Annotated in this window: 11 protein-coding genes and 1 pseudogene; 6 read left to right on the top strand and 6 right to left on the bottom strand. The window is 56.0% G+C overall.

The window, feature by feature from the left end:
* Positions 1–78: 78 nt before the first annotated feature.
* From FYJ52_RS02400 to FYJ52_RS02385, 4 genes are all read left to right on the top strand, one after another.
* Positions 79–1,587 (top strand): FGGY-family carbohydrate kinase, encoded by a 1,509-nt coding sequence (locus FYJ52_RS02400; RefSeq protein WP_154575660.1) that lies wholly within the window; start codon positions 79–81, stop codon positions 1,585–1,587.
* A 60-nt stretch (positions 1,588–1,647) separates the two neighbouring features.
* Positions 1,648–2,307, top strand: coding sequence for an L-fuculose-phosphate aldolase (locus FYJ52_RS02395; RefSeq protein ID WP_154575659.1), 660 nt, complete (start codon positions 1,648–1,650; stop codon positions 2,305–2,307).
* 166 nt (positions 2,308–2,473) lie between these two features.
* Complete coding sequence (locus FYJ52_RS02390; RefSeq protein ID WP_154575658.1) at positions 2,474–3,574, top strand: glycerol dehydrogenase; 1,101 nt, start codon at positions 2,474–2,476, stop codon at positions 3,572–3,574.
* 200 nt (positions 3,575–3,774) lie between these two features.
* Positions 3,775–5,340: a Cys-Gln thioester bond-forming surface protein gene (locus FYJ52_RS02385; RefSeq protein ID WP_154575657.1), complete on the top strand. Its 1,566-nt coding sequence runs from the start codon at positions 3,775–3,777 to the stop codon at positions 5,338–5,340.
* A 76-nt stretch (positions 5,341–5,416) separates the two neighbouring features.
* Here FYJ52_RS02385 and FYJ52_RS02380 read toward each other — a convergent pair whose 3' ends face one another.
* Entirely contained in the window at positions 5,417–6,670 is a 1,254-nt protein-coding gene (locus FYJ52_RS02380; protein WP_154575656.1) for a dicarboxylate/amino acid:cation symporter, read from the bottom strand.
* 189 nt (positions 6,671–6,859) lie between these two features.
* Here FYJ52_RS02380 and FYJ52_RS02375 point away from each other — a divergent pair, with 189 nt between their 5' ends.
* Positions 6,860–7,318 (top strand): hypothetical protein, encoded by a 459-nt coding sequence (locus FYJ52_RS02375; protein WP_154575655.1) that lies wholly within the window; start codon positions 6,860–6,862, stop codon positions 7,316–7,318.
* 66 nt (positions 7,319–7,384) lie between these two features.
* Here the strand turns inward: FYJ52_RS02375 and trxA are convergent.
* A pseudogene (gene trxA, locus FYJ52_RS02370) lies at positions 7,385–7,726 on the bottom strand (thioredoxin); the annotation flags it as partial.
* Between the two features lie 116 nt (positions 7,727–7,842).
* Between trxA and FYJ52_RS02365 the strand changes: the two are divergent.
* Positions 7,843–8,178 (top strand): winged helix-turn-helix transcriptional regulator, encoded by a 336-nt coding sequence (locus tag FYJ52_RS02365; protein ID WP_328598749.1) that lies wholly within the window; start codon positions 7,843–7,845, stop codon positions 8,176–8,178.
* 53 nt (positions 8,179–8,231) lie between these two features.
* Here FYJ52_RS02365 and FYJ52_RS02360 read toward each other — a convergent pair whose 3' ends face one another.
* From FYJ52_RS02360 to cobT, 4 genes are read right to left on the bottom strand one after another with little or no spacing between them, the layout of a single operon-like run.
* Entirely contained in the window at positions 8,232–9,716 is a 1,485-nt protein-coding gene (locus FYJ52_RS02360; protein WP_154575653.1) for a B12-binding domain-containing radical SAM protein, read from the bottom strand.
* A 15-nt stretch (positions 9,717–9,731) separates the two neighbouring features.
* Positions 9,732–11,090, bottom strand: a complete 1,359-nt coding sequence (gene bzaD, locus FYJ52_RS02355; protein WP_154575652.1) for a B12 lower ligand biosynthesis radical SAM protein BzaD — start codon at positions 11,088–11,090, stop codon at positions 9,732–9,734.
* Positions 11,091–11,117: 27 nt separating this feature from the next.
* Complete coding sequence (locus FYJ52_RS02350) at positions 11,118–12,668, bottom strand: DUF2284 domain-containing protein (RefSeq protein WP_154575651.1); 1,551 nt, start codon at positions 12,666–12,668, stop codon at positions 11,118–11,120.
* A gap of 4 nt (positions 12,669–12,672) precedes the next feature.
* Positions 12,673–13,746 carry a nicotinate-nucleotide--dimethylbenzimidazole phosphoribosyltransferase gene (gene cobT / locus FYJ52_RS02345; protein ID WP_154575650.1) on the bottom strand — a complete coding sequence of 358 codons (1,074 nt, stop codon included), beginning with the start codon at positions 13,744–13,746 and terminating at the stop codon, positions 12,673–12,675.
* Between the last annotated feature and the right edge of the window lie 21 nt (positions 13,747–13,767).

Here is a 13,767-nt window from a genome sequence, read left to right as displayed (position 1 = left end):
TTGACAAAATAAAAAGCACCCGCGTATAATTAATAATGAAAACATTCACATCTTAGCATCAAAATCAGGGGGAAAATCATGCAGTATTTAATCGGAATTGATGCGGGGACGTCCAACGTCAAGGCGGTGCTTTTTGACACCCTCGGTCGGGAAATCCGAACCGAAGCCATTGAAAACGAACCGATTTATGTCGGCGATGTGGGCGTGGAGCAGAACATGAGCCTGCTCTGGGACAAAATCGCGGTGTGTATCAAGCAGGTGGTCGAAGCCGGGCCGGCGTCCAAAGACGACATTGCCGGCATCGGTGTCACCGGACAGGGGGAAGGGATCTGGCTCGTGGATGAAGCCGGCGAGCCGGTGCAGAACGCCATTCTGTGGTGCGACGGACGCGCTGTGGACGAAGTGGCGGCGATCACTGAAACCCGACCGGAAATTGGAGAACTGTTGTTCAAAACGACGGGGTCGCCACCGCTCACAGGGACCCAGATGGTGCTCCTCAAGTGGATGGCGGACCACCGCAAAGACGTCCTGGATCGGGCGGCCCACATGCTGTTCTGCAAGGACTGGATTCGTTACAAAATGACGGGCATTTTCGCAGGCGATTTCAGCGACGGTTCCACCTCGGCCATTCTTGACGCCCAGACGGGTCAGCCTGCCCGGAACGTATTCAAGGCTTTGGGGCTTGAAGGCTACGCAGACCTCGTGCCGCCGGTGCAGGCGTCGGCCGATGTGGCCGGGACGCTCACGGACGAAGCCGCGGCAGCTCTGGGGCTCAATCCGGGAACGCCGGTCATTGCCGGGGCCATCGATGTGGCAGCGACTGCTGTGGGCATCGGGGCCATCGGCGTCAGTGACGTGTGCACGATTCTCGGCACCACCTGCGCGACAGAAACCTTCCGCCACAAGGCGGACTGTAACTTCGGCGGGCCCCAGACCCGCTGGCTCAAGCACGCCGTAGGGGATTTGTTCATGAACCTCCAGGCTGCGATGAACGGAACCCCAAATCTGGACTGGGCCCTGAATGAAGTGGCCTTGACTCAGGATTTCGACCAGATTGAAGCCATGATTCAGGATGTGCCAGTGGGCAGCGGCGGCGTGATCTACCATCCTTACATCAGCGCGGCCGGGGAACGGGCGCCCTTTTACGATCCCCACGCGAGAGCCAATTTTTTCGGCATCAGTGCGCAGACGACCCGGGCGGATTTGATCCACGCCGTGTATGAGGGGATGACTTTGTCCATCAAGGACTGCCTGCGGGGGCTTGACGCCAACGCGAAGGTCTATCTCGCCGGGGGCGGGGCTAAAAGTGCAGCCTGGGCCCAGATGATCGCCGATGCCCTCGGGGTGCAGACGATCATTTCTGCGGGTAACGAATTCGGCGCCAAGGGCGCGGCGATGATGGCGGGGATCGCCGGCGGGGTTTATGCCCATTTTGAAGAGGCTAAGCGGGCGTGCTGCTTCGCCGAAAAAACCTACCTGCCCGATCCGAAGAAGACCGAACGCTATGAAAAGCTTTATGAAATCTACGTCGAAATTCGAAAAGCCATGACAGAGCCGTGGCAGAAACGGGCGGCTTTTTTGAAATAGCACGCTTTCTTTTCCCAGTTTCATCGGGTATCATAAGAGAAAAAGACAAGAGGAGGGAATATGCTGCTCGAACAAGAACGCATTGACGTGGTCAATTACTGTAAGAAACTCATCACAGCGGGGCTGACGACCGGCACCGGCGGCAATATCAGCATCCTCAACCGCGAAAAAGGGCTCTACGCGATGAGCCCGTCGGGGATGGATTATTTTGAAACGCAGCCGGAGGACGTGGTCGTCATGGATTTGGACGGCAACGTCGTCGACGGCAAGCGCAAGCCCTCGAGCGAACACGCACTACACCGGATCTTTTACACCGACCGTGACGATTTGGACGCGATCGTCCACACCCATTCGACTTATTGTACAGTCATCGCGACGCTGCGGGAACCCCTGCCGGCGTCCAATTATCTGATCGCCTTTGCCGGGCCGGAAATCCGCTGCGGCGAGTACGCCTCCTACGGCACGCCGGAGCTGGCGAAAGCCACCTTCGAAGCCATGAAGGACCGTCAGGCGGCGCTGATGGCCAACCACGGCATGGTGGCCGGGGCGAGAACCATCGCCGGGGCCTTCAACATCGCCGATCAGATCGAGCAATGCGCGAAGGTTTACGTGCTGGCCCGCGCCATCGGCAAGCCGGTGATTCTCGACGAAGACGAAATGGAACGGATGATGGTCCGCTTCCGCGACGATTACGGCCAGAAAAATATGAAAAAAGCATAACGCGGCACACCGCCCGGATCTGATCGCTCAGGTCCGGGCGTTTTTTATAAAAATTTGACACTTATTTCACAACGTTTTCAGATAAAATAAAGATTAATCTAAACATTTCCGGTTATAATATTGTTAAAAATTCGGCAATACGATTGCCAAGAAGGGGTAAATGTCAATGAACAAGGTATTTATTTCACCGTCGAAGTACGTCCAGGGACCTGGCGCGATGAACGATTTGGGGGATTACGCGAAGAAACTGGGCGACAAAGCGTTGATTTTGATTTCCGAAGGCGGCGTGAAACGCCAAGGCGATCAGATTCAAGCCAGCTTTAAAGCGGCAGGGGCTAAATGTGTGTTTGAACACTTTAACGGCGAATGCTGCAACAGCGAAATCGACCGGCTGATTCAAATTGTCAAAGACGAATCAGCGGATGTTGTCGTCGGCGTCGGCGGCGGGAAGATTTTCGATACCGCGAAGGCGGTCGCGTACAAAGCGGGAACGCCGGTGATCATTGCACCGACCATCGCCTCGACGGACGCACCGTGCTCGGCGCTGTCGGTTATCTACACGGAAGACGGCGTCTTCGAAAGTTATTTATTCCTGCCGTCTAACCCGAATGTGGTGCTGATGGATACAGACATCATTGCGAAAAGTCCGCTGCGCTTCACCGTTTCCGGCATGGGCGACGCCATGGCAACGTATTTTGAAGCGCGGGCGTGCTATCAGTCCGGTGCGGTTACCTGTGCGTCGGGCAAAGTCAGCGAAGCGGCCCTCGGGATCGCGCGCCTTTGCTACGACACCCTGCGGGCAGAAGGGCTGAAGGCGAAACTCGCGCTGTCCGGTGGCGCCTGCACCGAAGCGGTCGAAAAAGTCATCGAAGCGAATACCCTGCTCTCGGGCATCGGCTTTGAATCCGGCGGGCTGGCCGGCGCTCACGCCATTCACAACGGGCTGACGGTGCTGCCGGAATGCCACGCCATGCAGCACGGTGAAAAGGTCAACTTCGGGACTTTGACCCAATTGGTGCTCGAAAACATTCCGGAAGACGATTTAGTGGATATTCTGAGCTGGATGGTCGAAATCGGCCTGCCGGTCACCCTCGGCGAACTCGGGATCACCGATTTAAGCCGCGAACATTTGATGCCAGTGGCGGAAGCGGCCTGCGCGGAAGACGACACCTTGCACAATCTGCCGGTGGAAGTCAATCCGGAAAAAGTGGTGAACGCACTTCTCGCGGCGGATCAATTTGGACGGGCAATGTTGGAAGAAGACTAAAGATTTTTATCAAAAGAGCGGCGGCGGCCGCTCTTTTTTATGCGCCTTAACCGCTGAATCCAACAGGCCTTTATATTGTGCATAAAGGTTATTCACGATAAATTCTTAAAAGGGATTAAGAAAGAGAGAAAACCTTTGCGAGGGGTTATCCATTTTGATATACTTAGGAAAAATTCTAAAGTAGAGGTTAAGGAAAATTTATGAAAAAATTTTTGACAGCAGTTCTGGCAGCGGTGTTAACCCTGACAGCGGGATTCTCCGTCTTTGCCGCGTCGAGTGATTCGTTCGCGATCGAATATGACAGCACAACTGACATGCACTACATCCCGGCGTCTGTGGCCCAACAGGCCAATGCTGGTGATCGTTTTCTGATTTATTGTATGAACAATAAATTGCATTGGCCGCATACGACACCGAGCATATCTAGTGTACCGGATTATACAGAGGGGTATTTGACAGCGTCGGATTTTAAAAGCACGGATGAGTACAACACCTTTATATCTCGGCTGATGACTATTTTGTACGCGGGCTACCCTTACAACGGCTTTGGATTGTATCAGATTGTCGCCAACCCGACGTCAATCGGCGAGGCCGAATTCAATCAAATGCTCGCTGTTCCGTCGGTGCTCCGTACGGATTTTGCGGATGTTCTGGGCGACACCCAGTTCACTTACAGCGACTACACCAATCACAACACAGAAAATTTAAATAAACTCAGCGCGTTTTTGACCGCAGTCGGCGATTACTATCCGTCGAGCACCAACACGACGCACTTAAAGACGCCATCGGGGCTCACCTATCAGGACATCACCGCTTTGCCTTTTTATAAAGCAGCGTTGTGTATCTATTATGCCAATGGCCAGACGCCGCTTGAAGCGTACGCACAGGCTTACGCAAACTCGTATTACGTTACCGAAAAACAAGCTTATCAGGCGACGCAGCGTGCGGTTTGGCGGCTGATGAACGAGTATGGAATTCCAGATAACAATCTCACTGCAAGCAGCCAGGCGTATACGGATTACCCATTGGCAGGCATCTTGTATCAGGCGTCGGACGCCAACAGCAAAATTTTGCGCACCGAGCCGTCTTCAGAAAAGATCAGCATCTCAGGCGACGCGACTCTGAACTACGACGAAAACACCAAGCAATGGGTCAGCGGTGATTTGATGGTGAGCGAGCCGACAAACTACAACGGCAGCTATCAGCTTAGCGTCGAAGGGGACGGCGTATCGATTCAAACGGCTAACGGCGGCACGACCGTTAAGGCCGGCGAAACCTTTAAACTCGTCTCCGACAAGCAGGTCAGCGGCAGGGTGACCGCGACGGCGGCCGATAAGGTTTGGCTGAAGTCCATGCAAATGTACAGCCCCGTCGGACGTGAAGACTTCCAGCACATGGTCGGCGCGGTGATGGGCAAAAAGACGATCTCGACTGCCAAGGCCTTTAATTCAACCCCGAAAAAAGAAGAAAGCACGACCACCGATCCGAAGGATCCGGAGGGCAGCAAGACGGAAGATCCGAGCAAACCAACGACAGAAGACCCGAAGCATACGACGACAGAAGATTCGAACAAGTCGACAACAAAAACGCAATCGAAGCTAACCACACAGGCATCACCGGTTCAGAAGAAAATAGAAGGCAAGAGCATCACAGCGGTACTCACCGGCGATGACACCAACTGGACTCAATACGCCGATTGGATGGCGCTGGCCGCGCTGGTCGGAGCGGCTGCGATTATCATCCGCAAAAAGACAAGTGCGAAGTAAAAGCGTCGAAATATTACCAATTAAATAAAAACGCCAAAATCGTCAGATTTTGGCGTTTTTTAATGCGGGAAAATGATTATTCGGCTTCTTCCGTTTTTTCAGAAGGCGCTGAAATGCGCGGCTCGCTTTCGCGGTCCTTGCTGTCAATATAATCGACAATGGCTGCAACCGACTGGTCGCCAGTGATATTGCAGGCGGTGCCGAAGCTGTCCTGAGACAGGTGCAGGGCGATGATGAGCTCACACATCGAAGAGGTGAACCCGAGCATGGACTTGATGATGCCGAGGGCGGCCATGACGCCGCCGCCAGGGACGCCAGGTGCGGCGACCATGGTGATGCCGAGCATGAAGATAAACGGTGCGAATAAATTCAGAGTCGGGTGCAGGCCGCAGGCGAGCATGATCCCCATGGAGCCCAATGTCAAGCAGATGGTGTCGCCGGCCAAGTGAATGGTTGCGCAGAGCGGAATCACGAAGTTGCGGACGTCCGGCGCGATGCCGTTATCAGCTGCTGACTGCAGGGATACCGGAATCGTCGCGGCGGAGGACTGAGTCCCCAGCGCTGTGAAATAAGCAGGTACGATGTTTTTGAGATCCTTCCAGCGGTTTTCCCGGCGCCAGCCGCTGGCCACCGTAAACTGGAACAGGATGTACACCCATTGCAGACAGAGGATGCAGATGTAGAGCTTCGCGAACATGATAATCGTCGGCGCGAGCTGACCGGCCGCCGCGATTTTGGCGAAGGTCCCGGCGATGTAATACGGGATCAGCGGGATGATCACTTTTTCGAGGACGACGACAATGACTTTCTTCAGATCCTGGACCGCGTTCATCAACGTCGGCGTTTCGAGATTGGCCATGGCCAGTCCGAGGACGAAGGCTAAAATCAACGATGTCATGATCGGGAAGACCGGTTTCATCGAAATCGTAAAGATCGGGTCGAAGGACTTGCCGGTGATGACCGATCCGCCGATTTTTCGCACGAGTTTCGGCAATAAGGTGCTGCCGAGAAAATAGGCGGAAAACCCGGCGATAATCGTCGAGCAGTAAGCTAAGGCCAGGGTGATACCAAAGAGCTTGTTGGCCTTTTTGCCGAGTTCGGCCAGTCCGACTGAAACGAAAGCCAGGATCAAAAGCGGAATCGTGAAATTGAGAAACTCGCTGAAGAGCGCAACAAAAGTCGCGATCACGCGGATCAATCCGGTGAAGCCGGGGGTGTGGGCAATATGCAGAATATTGCCAAGGCTGCCGATGAGAATACCAGCGGCGATGCCGATGAGCAGTCGCGGAAGCAGTGAGAGCTTGCGCTTGGATTTTTGAGAGGTTGCCAATGAAAGGGCTCCTTTCTTAAGGTAATATTAAACTTTGATTAGATTATATCATAGAATTGGTCAAAGTCAGCCAGAATCGGCAAGAAATGCGCGGCGCCATGTATTTTTTTTTAAGCATCCGCCCGGGTTCAGGGGGTGTGTTATAATCGGAGTGAAAATAAATGAGAATAGGACAAAATGGAGGAACCCATGGAAAATGCGCCAATACGATGGTTTGAATACCGGCTGAGCGATGCCTGGGGCCTGCCGATTTCCGGCGTCGAAATTGTCGAAGACGGCGAGGGCTGCCGCGTCGGCTACGGCAAACCAGAGGACAGCCGGCCGAAGGATTACAGGTACATCGATCTCGACGAGGGCACAATGGCCCAGGTCAAGCGGATCGTCAGCAATCCCGATTTGTACGGTTACGAAGACCTTTACGATGAGGCCTGCACGATGATTCTCGACGGCTACACCCAGGAGATGACCTTTTACAACGGCAAGGCGCGCAGCGCCATTGGCACGACGAATTTAAGCTGTTACAGACGGGACGCCATGACCAATCCCCACGCCAGCGCGATCATGAGCACCCTCGACAAACTCGCGCAGGTGCTTGCGCCCTTGGGTGTGCCCGGCGCCTATTTCGAGCTGGAAGAAGACGTGGATTAATAAAAAAGCCTCGGGCTGATGATTCATCAGCATCCCGAGGCGATTTTTTTGGGGGGAAGGGTGACATTATAGATTTTTGATTTTTTCTTCCAAAACTGATTGGGGGACGGCGCCGACTTGGCGGTCGACCACTTCACCGTTTTTGAAAAAGACGATGTTCGGAATACTCATGACACCGTATTTCGCGGCGAGAGACTGCGCTTCATCGGTATTGAGCTTCCCGATTTTGACGCGCCCCGCGTAGGTGTCGGCGAGTTTTTCGACCACCGGGCTCATCATTTTGCAGGGGCCGCACCAATCGGCGTAGAAATCGACGACGACCGGAACGTCGCTCTGGAGCACTTCCTGTTCAAAATTGGCTTCTGTAAATTGTGTGGCCATAATCAAAACCTCCTTTGTGGTTGCATTTTTCTTTTGATAAGTCTATTATACGTGGTATAAAAAAATGATCAAGTACGCAGTTTTTATTGAGGTGGTCAGAAAAAACTGAGCGTTAAGAAAAAATAAAGCAAGTGAGGCGTAAAGTGAAAAAGAAAGACATAATCTGCGAAACGGTTGGCGGCGAGGGCTGCGGCGTCCGCAAAGTATTAAATACCATTGGCGGCAAATGGAAAATATTGATCCTCTGCGCGATGCACGGCCACGCCGCGATGCGCTACGGGGAAATCCGCCGGACCATTGTCGGCATCACCAATACGATGCTGGCCCAGTCTCTGCGGGAAATGGAGGCCGATGGCCTGATTCTCCGGCAGCAGTACGACGAGATGCCGGTGCGGGTGGAATATGCCCTGACGGAAAAGGCCACGTCGCTGATCCCCATTCTCTTGGAGCTTAAAGACTGGGGCGAAAAACACCTGTAAAAAACCGCAAGGCTGTGCGTTTGAACAGCCTTGCGGTTTTTGTTTGAAGTCGATTATCCGGCAATGGCGCGGTCGACGTCGGCCTCAGCTTCTGCGGCCAGTGCGTCGAAATCGTGTAGTTTTGCCGGCGCGTCCAAGATGGCTTTGAACCAGCCGACGAGGACGGTGTTGACCCGGTCGAAAGCGGCCCGCGCTTCGGGCTCGCCGTCAGCAGCGGCCTGCCAGGTGCCGGCGGACCAGTCGAAGATGTGATTGGTCAGGCGGCGCATGAACCGGGCAAAAGCGGCGATATCCGGATCGAGGTAATCCGTCGTCGCCTCGTAAACTGAGTGGTCCGAGATGTGCAGCCGGCCCTCACGCTGAAGCTGCTTGTAGCTTTCGCTGCCGGCGAGGATGATTTGATGGTGATAGAGCACGTTCACCGAAATTTCCAGGCGCTTTAATAAATCGTTGCGCATCAGGAAATCGAAGTTGGTGCGCAAGTCGTCGAAGGACGAATCCGGCTCAAACATGATGAAGCCGACGTTGGGTTCAATGCCGTGGGCTCTCAAAATTTTCAGCGCTTCCTCGTTTTGGGCAACAGTGGTGTGCTTGTCGAGGCGGTCGAGGACTTCCTGCCGGCCGCTTTCGAGACCGACGAGGATATCCGTCATGCCGGCGTCGACCAGCGCCGCCGTGGTGGCTTCGTCGATGTCGTTGGCCCGGGCTTCAATGCCGAAGGTAATCGGCCGGGTCTTGAGCAGCTCGGCGAGTTTTAACACTCGGTCGCGTCCGGCTTTGCCGGGGCCGAAGAAATTGGGGTCGTCGAAGTAAAAATACCGGTGGTCGGTCTGGGCGATGACTTGATCGATTTCAGCGAGGATGTTTTCCGGCGTTCGGGTGCGCCAGCGCGGACAGCCCGTGTCGTCGCCGAAGAACGGGTTGATGTAGCAGAAGGTGCAGGTGTTGTAGCAGCCGCGGCTGCCGAGGATGTTGACCTCGCCGCCCGGGTAAGACGTCGCCTTGCGGATCGGGAAGGGCAGCGTGTCGAGGTCCTTCACCAGGGTGCCGAAGGACGCCTTGACGCCGTCTTCCGTTCTGAAGGCCAAGCCCTTGACGTCCTGCCAGTGATCGAGATGGGCGGCCAGGTCGACGACGGTCTGTTCGTTTTCGCCGAGCATCGCCGAATCGATGGCGGTGCAGCGGCTGAGGACTTCTTCGTAAGCAAAAGTCGGGTAATAGCCGTAAACAGAAAGGTGTTCAATGCCGTACTGTTTTTTCAGCCGGGTCAGGAAGGTGTACAGCACGTGGTTGTCTTCCCAGTTGTAGACGAGGTGGACGGCTAGAAGCGTCGGTCTGAAAGCGGCGACTTCCTTTTCGATGGCGTCGTAGGACAGATGTTCCATGTACCCTTCGATAAGGTCGACGCAATGGCCGGCCTTGAGCAGGTTGGCGGCGAGATAGCCGGAAGTCAGACAGGAGGCCAGTGTCGTGTTGGCAATGTCGTTTTGACGGTCTTCCGCCGGTTTTCTGGGGTGTTCAAGCAATAAGATTTTCATATCAATTTCCTTTATTTATTTCATCGGCTTCGGCAGATCAAAGCCGTTCCACATGGCGATGTTGCGCGTCTGGTGGTAGACCTCCAATTCGTAGCGGGAAGTGCGGGTGGCCGGTGGATCGTGATAAACCGGATAAAGCAGATCGGTTTCCGGTGTGATCACGCCGTCCTCGAGGGCAAGGCGCTCGATTTTCGTGCCGGGCATGATCCGGATCAGGTTAAGGACGATGGTGCCGAGGCTTTTGGTGCCGGCGTGGATGCCGTAAATGGCGTCGATGAGTTTTTTCGCTTCTTCGATGGTTTCCCGGGTTTCACCGGGGACGTTGACGAGGAAGTGGTAGACGGCGATGACGCCGGTATCCGCTAACACATGAGCCGCTTCGAGAATTTGGTCGACCGTGAGGTGCTTGTCCAGCATGTCCAGATGTTTTTGGCACAGCCCGTCGGGCGAGAGGGAAAAGGATTCGCAGCCCGATTCGGCGTAAAGCTTTGTATTTTCCCGGGTGAGGGTGTCTTCGCGGAAGAAGCCGCTCCAATGGATGCTGAGATCCCGCCGCAGCAGCTCTTCGCAAATCGTGTCGAGGTGATTCGGCGGCACGTTGACGATGGAATCCGTCAGATGGATGCGCGTCACCCCGTATTTTTCCTTGAGGTATTCAATTTCGTCGACGACAGCGAGGGGATCCCGCAGCCGCATGCACCGGCCCGAGATTTTCGGGTATTCGCAGTAGCCGCAATGGAAGCAGCAGCCCCGCTTGGTTTCGACGCCGATGCTTTCGACGTATTTGTTGACTTTGAGGTAATCCGCCGGCGGGAGTAAATCCCGGTCAATCATGCGGTAGCTGTGCATGTCGAAACTGCCGTCCGGTGGATTGAAACGCAGGCCTTCGCCGTCCCGCCGGATGACGCCGGGCAGATCGGGAAGGGGTTCGTGGGCCGTCAGCGCGTCCACGAGGGGCACGGCATTGTTTTCCGCTTCGCCGACGATCCCGCAGGTGATTTCCGGAAAATCGCCCATGAGCCGTTCGGGGAACAGCGTAAAGGCGGTGCCGCCGGCCATCAGCGGCGTGTCCGGCGCAAATTGGTGAATGAAGCGGACGGTCATGGCAAAGGGCACGATCAGCGAGGTGGTGCGGTTGCCCAGAGGATCGAGGTTGCGCAGCGAGATGCCGATCACGTCCGGCTCAGTTTCAGCGATTTTAGTCTTCAGCTCGGCGTAGGGGTTGGCCGACATGTTCATGTCGAAAATTTTCACGTCGTAGTGGCCGCTGCGTTTTAATAAGGTGCCGAGGGTGACGATGCCGATGGGGTAGACCCGTTCGATGTCGAGGCCTTCCATGGAAATGGCCTGAACCAGTAAAATTTTTGATTTCATAAACGCTCTTTTCTAGGAGTACTTGGATTAGTCGAGCAGCAGCAGACCGTAGTATTTGACGGTCTCGCCCCGGCGCCGCAGCGGGTGCAGGGTTTCGCCGACTTGATTGACCGTCGCGTAGACGTCGATGCCGCAGCCTTCCATTGACGGACGATGGTGGGCCGGGTTGGCACAGGGTGTTTTCGGGTCGCAGGTCTTGCAGATGCTGCAGGGCCCGGCCCAGAACACAAAGGCCTTGTAAAAGCCCGATTTAAAGGCTTCAGCCTCCGCTGCGAGGCAGCGTCTTTGAAAATCGCCGGTAGGCGGCTCCGAGCACAGCAGCAGCCCGCGGCGGTAGTCGCCCACCATCGCCTGGGTTTCGTCGTAGCTCATGTCCCGGTTGGAGATGCAGGTCTTTTCGTAGGCAGATTGGCAGCCGTATTGGCATTTGTTCCGGGCAAAGGGCGAAAAGACAACGTCGTCGGCCTTAAAGGGGATGGCGTCGGCAAAACCGAGGGCCTTGATTTTGGGGATCAGCTGAGCGGCTGGGTCGAGGGCCAGATCTTTAAGCCGGTCCGCCTTTTGGCAGGCAAAGAGGACGCCGGTGTCGGTCGACAAAGGCACAAAGGCAGACGCGCCGCAGCCGGCCGCCTTCAGTGTGTCGGCCGTCCATTTCGCCGAGTAAGCCCGCCCGTTGTAGGTGTTGACCATCATGTTGATGTCGGACAGGCGGGACTTAACCGGGTCGTGTTCTAAAAAGAAATCGTGCACGAGCAGGATGCCGTCTGGCGCCAAATGGGCGGTGGCCTCTTCAAGCACCGATGCCGATTCCGCCTCGGCGGTGGCGTGAACGATGTTGGACAGAATGATCAAGTCGTATTGACGGCTCACCTGCCACGGCCGCTCTAAGATGTTTTGATCGACCGTCTGGGCGTGGCTTGCCGCAGCTTCGGGCCAGGCGTCAGCGAAGGCTCTGGTGATGGGCGTCATTTGCCGAATGTCCATCAGGTCGGCGGTGGCGCCGGGGCAGGCGGCGAGCACCGACATCGCGAATTTGCCGCTGCCGCATCCCACGTCGAGCACGGCCGCGTTTTCAGGCAGCGCGCGGGTAAACATCGGCAGCATTTCAGCGATTTTGCCGTCGATGACGGCGTCCATCGCTTTGAGGTATTCGACGCGTCTTGCGTGCATGTCGGCCTCACAGACGTCGTCAGGCGGAAAGAGCGTGCGGGTGCCGGCGGCGAGCACGTCGGGCAGGGTGTCCCATTCGCCGCGAAGGTCTCGGCGCCAGCGAATGTTCGCTCGCTGATCCTGGGGGGCGCCGTCGACGAGATGGTCGGTGGTGAGGCCGGTGTTGTACCATTTGCCTGCATACACATCGACGAGGCCCATTTCCTTAAGCAACTTTAAAAAACGTGCCGTCGGTCCGGGCTGCCAGCCGAGTTTTGCAGCAGCGTCTTCGGCGCTCAGCACGTTATTTTTCTGTAAGACATTAAACAGCCCTGAGTCCAGGGCTGTGAATAGGGCACTTGCGTACCAATATGAGGTGGCCAGATCTTCGAGATACTGGGCACCGCTTTTGTGGGGATCGTATTTCATGGCATTAGTTTTTATTGGTGACGGCCGCTTCTTCAAAAGTCAGAATGTCGTTCATCGTCCGGGCCGCGCATTCGACGATGTGCATCGCGACAGCGGCGCCGGTGCCTTCGCCGAGGCGCATGTCCAAATCGAGAATCGGTTTTTGGCCGAGGGTCTGCCACATCAGGGTATGGCCCGGCTCTTGAGATTTGTGGGCGGCGATCATGTAGTCGGCCGCAGTCGGGCAGAGCGTCTTGGCGATTAAGGCGCCGGCCGTGGAGATGAAGCCGTCGATTAAAATCGGTGTGCGGTGGTAGGCGGCGCCAAGAATCGTGCCGGCGATGCCGCCGATGTCGAAGCCGCCGACTTTTGCCAGCACGTCGAGGCCGTCAGACGGGTCCGGCTGGTTCAGCGCAATTGCGTCTTTGATGACCTGAATTTTGTTGGCCAGCCCAGCGTCGTCGAGGCCGGTGCCTCGGCCAGTGGCGTCTTCCACAGAATGGTGGCCGATAACGGCGAGGATTGCGGCGGACGGGGTGGTATTGCCGATGCCGAGGTCGCCGGTGCCGAGGAGTTGGATGCCCTCGTTTTCGATGGCGTCAGCGGCGACGGCAATGCCCCCTTCGAGAGAAGCAACCGCTTGTGCTTTGGTCATCGCCGGGCCTTTGCGCATGTTTTGTGAGCCGTAAGCGACCTTTTTGTCGACAAGGACGCCCTTTTCGATCAGCTCTGGAAAATCACCCTTGACGCCGCAGTCGACGAGACGCACCTGAGCGCCGGCCGCTTTGGCCAAGACGTTGATGGACGCGCCGCCGCAGGCGATGTTGCGCAGCATCTCCTGGGTGACTTCCTGGGGAAAGGCTGAGACGCCTTCTTCCGCGACCCCTTCGTCTGCGCCGCAGGTGATGATCATTTTACGGGTGACGTCGGGGTGGATGGTCCGCTGCATGCCCGCCAGGCGTACGCCGAGGTGGGACAGGCGGCCGAGGGACCAAGGCGGCACCGCGAGGGCTTCCACGCGGGCCTTGGCCTTTTCTTCCCAGGCTTGATCAGCCGGTTCGATGCCGTTTAAAACCGTGTCGAGGGTGAGGTTTGCCATGTTTGTGCTCCTTTTAGATTG

It is taken from the genome of Pseudoramibacter porci (genome assembly GCF_009696145.1).
In the GTDB taxonomy this organism is placed as follows: Bacteria; Bacillota; Clostridia; order Eubacteriales; family Eubacteriaceae; genus Pseudoramibacter; species Pseudoramibacter porci.
This window is presented reverse-complemented; position numbering and strand designations above follow the sequence as displayed.

Excerpts from the sequence above, each read along its gene's own strand:
- cobT (WP_154575650.1), bottom strand. The coding sequence starts at position 13,746 with ATGGCAAACCTCACCCTCGACACGGTTTTAAACGGCATCGAACCGGCT.
- bzaD (WP_154575652.1), bottom strand. The coding sequence starts at position 11,090 with ATGAAATCAAAAATTTTACTGGTTCAGGCCATTTCCATGGAAGGCCTC.
- FYJ52_RS02375 (WP_154575655.1), top strand. The coding sequence starts at position 6,860 with ATGGAAAATGCGCCAATACGATGGTTTGAATACCGGCTGAGCGATGCC.
- FYJ52_RS02400 (WP_154575660.1), top strand. The coding sequence starts at position 79 with ATGCAGTATTTAATCGGAATTGATGCGGGGACGTCCAACGTCAAGGCG.
- FYJ52_RS02360 (WP_154575653.1), bottom strand. The coding sequence starts at position 9,716 with ATGAAAATCTTATTGCTTGAACACCCCAGAAAACCGGCGGAAGACCGT.
- FYJ52_RS02395 (WP_154575659.1), top strand. The coding sequence starts at position 1,648 with ATGCTGCTCGAACAAGAACGCATTGACGTGGTCAATTACTGTAAGAAA.
- FYJ52_RS02385 (WP_154575657.1), top strand. The coding sequence starts at position 3,775 with ATGAAAAAATTTTTGACAGCAGTTCTGGCAGCGGTGTTAACCCTGACA.
- FYJ52_RS02350 (WP_154575651.1), bottom strand. The coding sequence starts at position 12,668 with ATGAAATACGATCCCCACAAAAGCGGTGCCCAGTATCTCGAAGATCTG.
- FYJ52_RS02390 (WP_154575658.1), top strand. The coding sequence starts at position 2,474 with ATGAACAAGGTATTTATTTCACCGTCGAAGTACGTCCAGGGACCTGGC.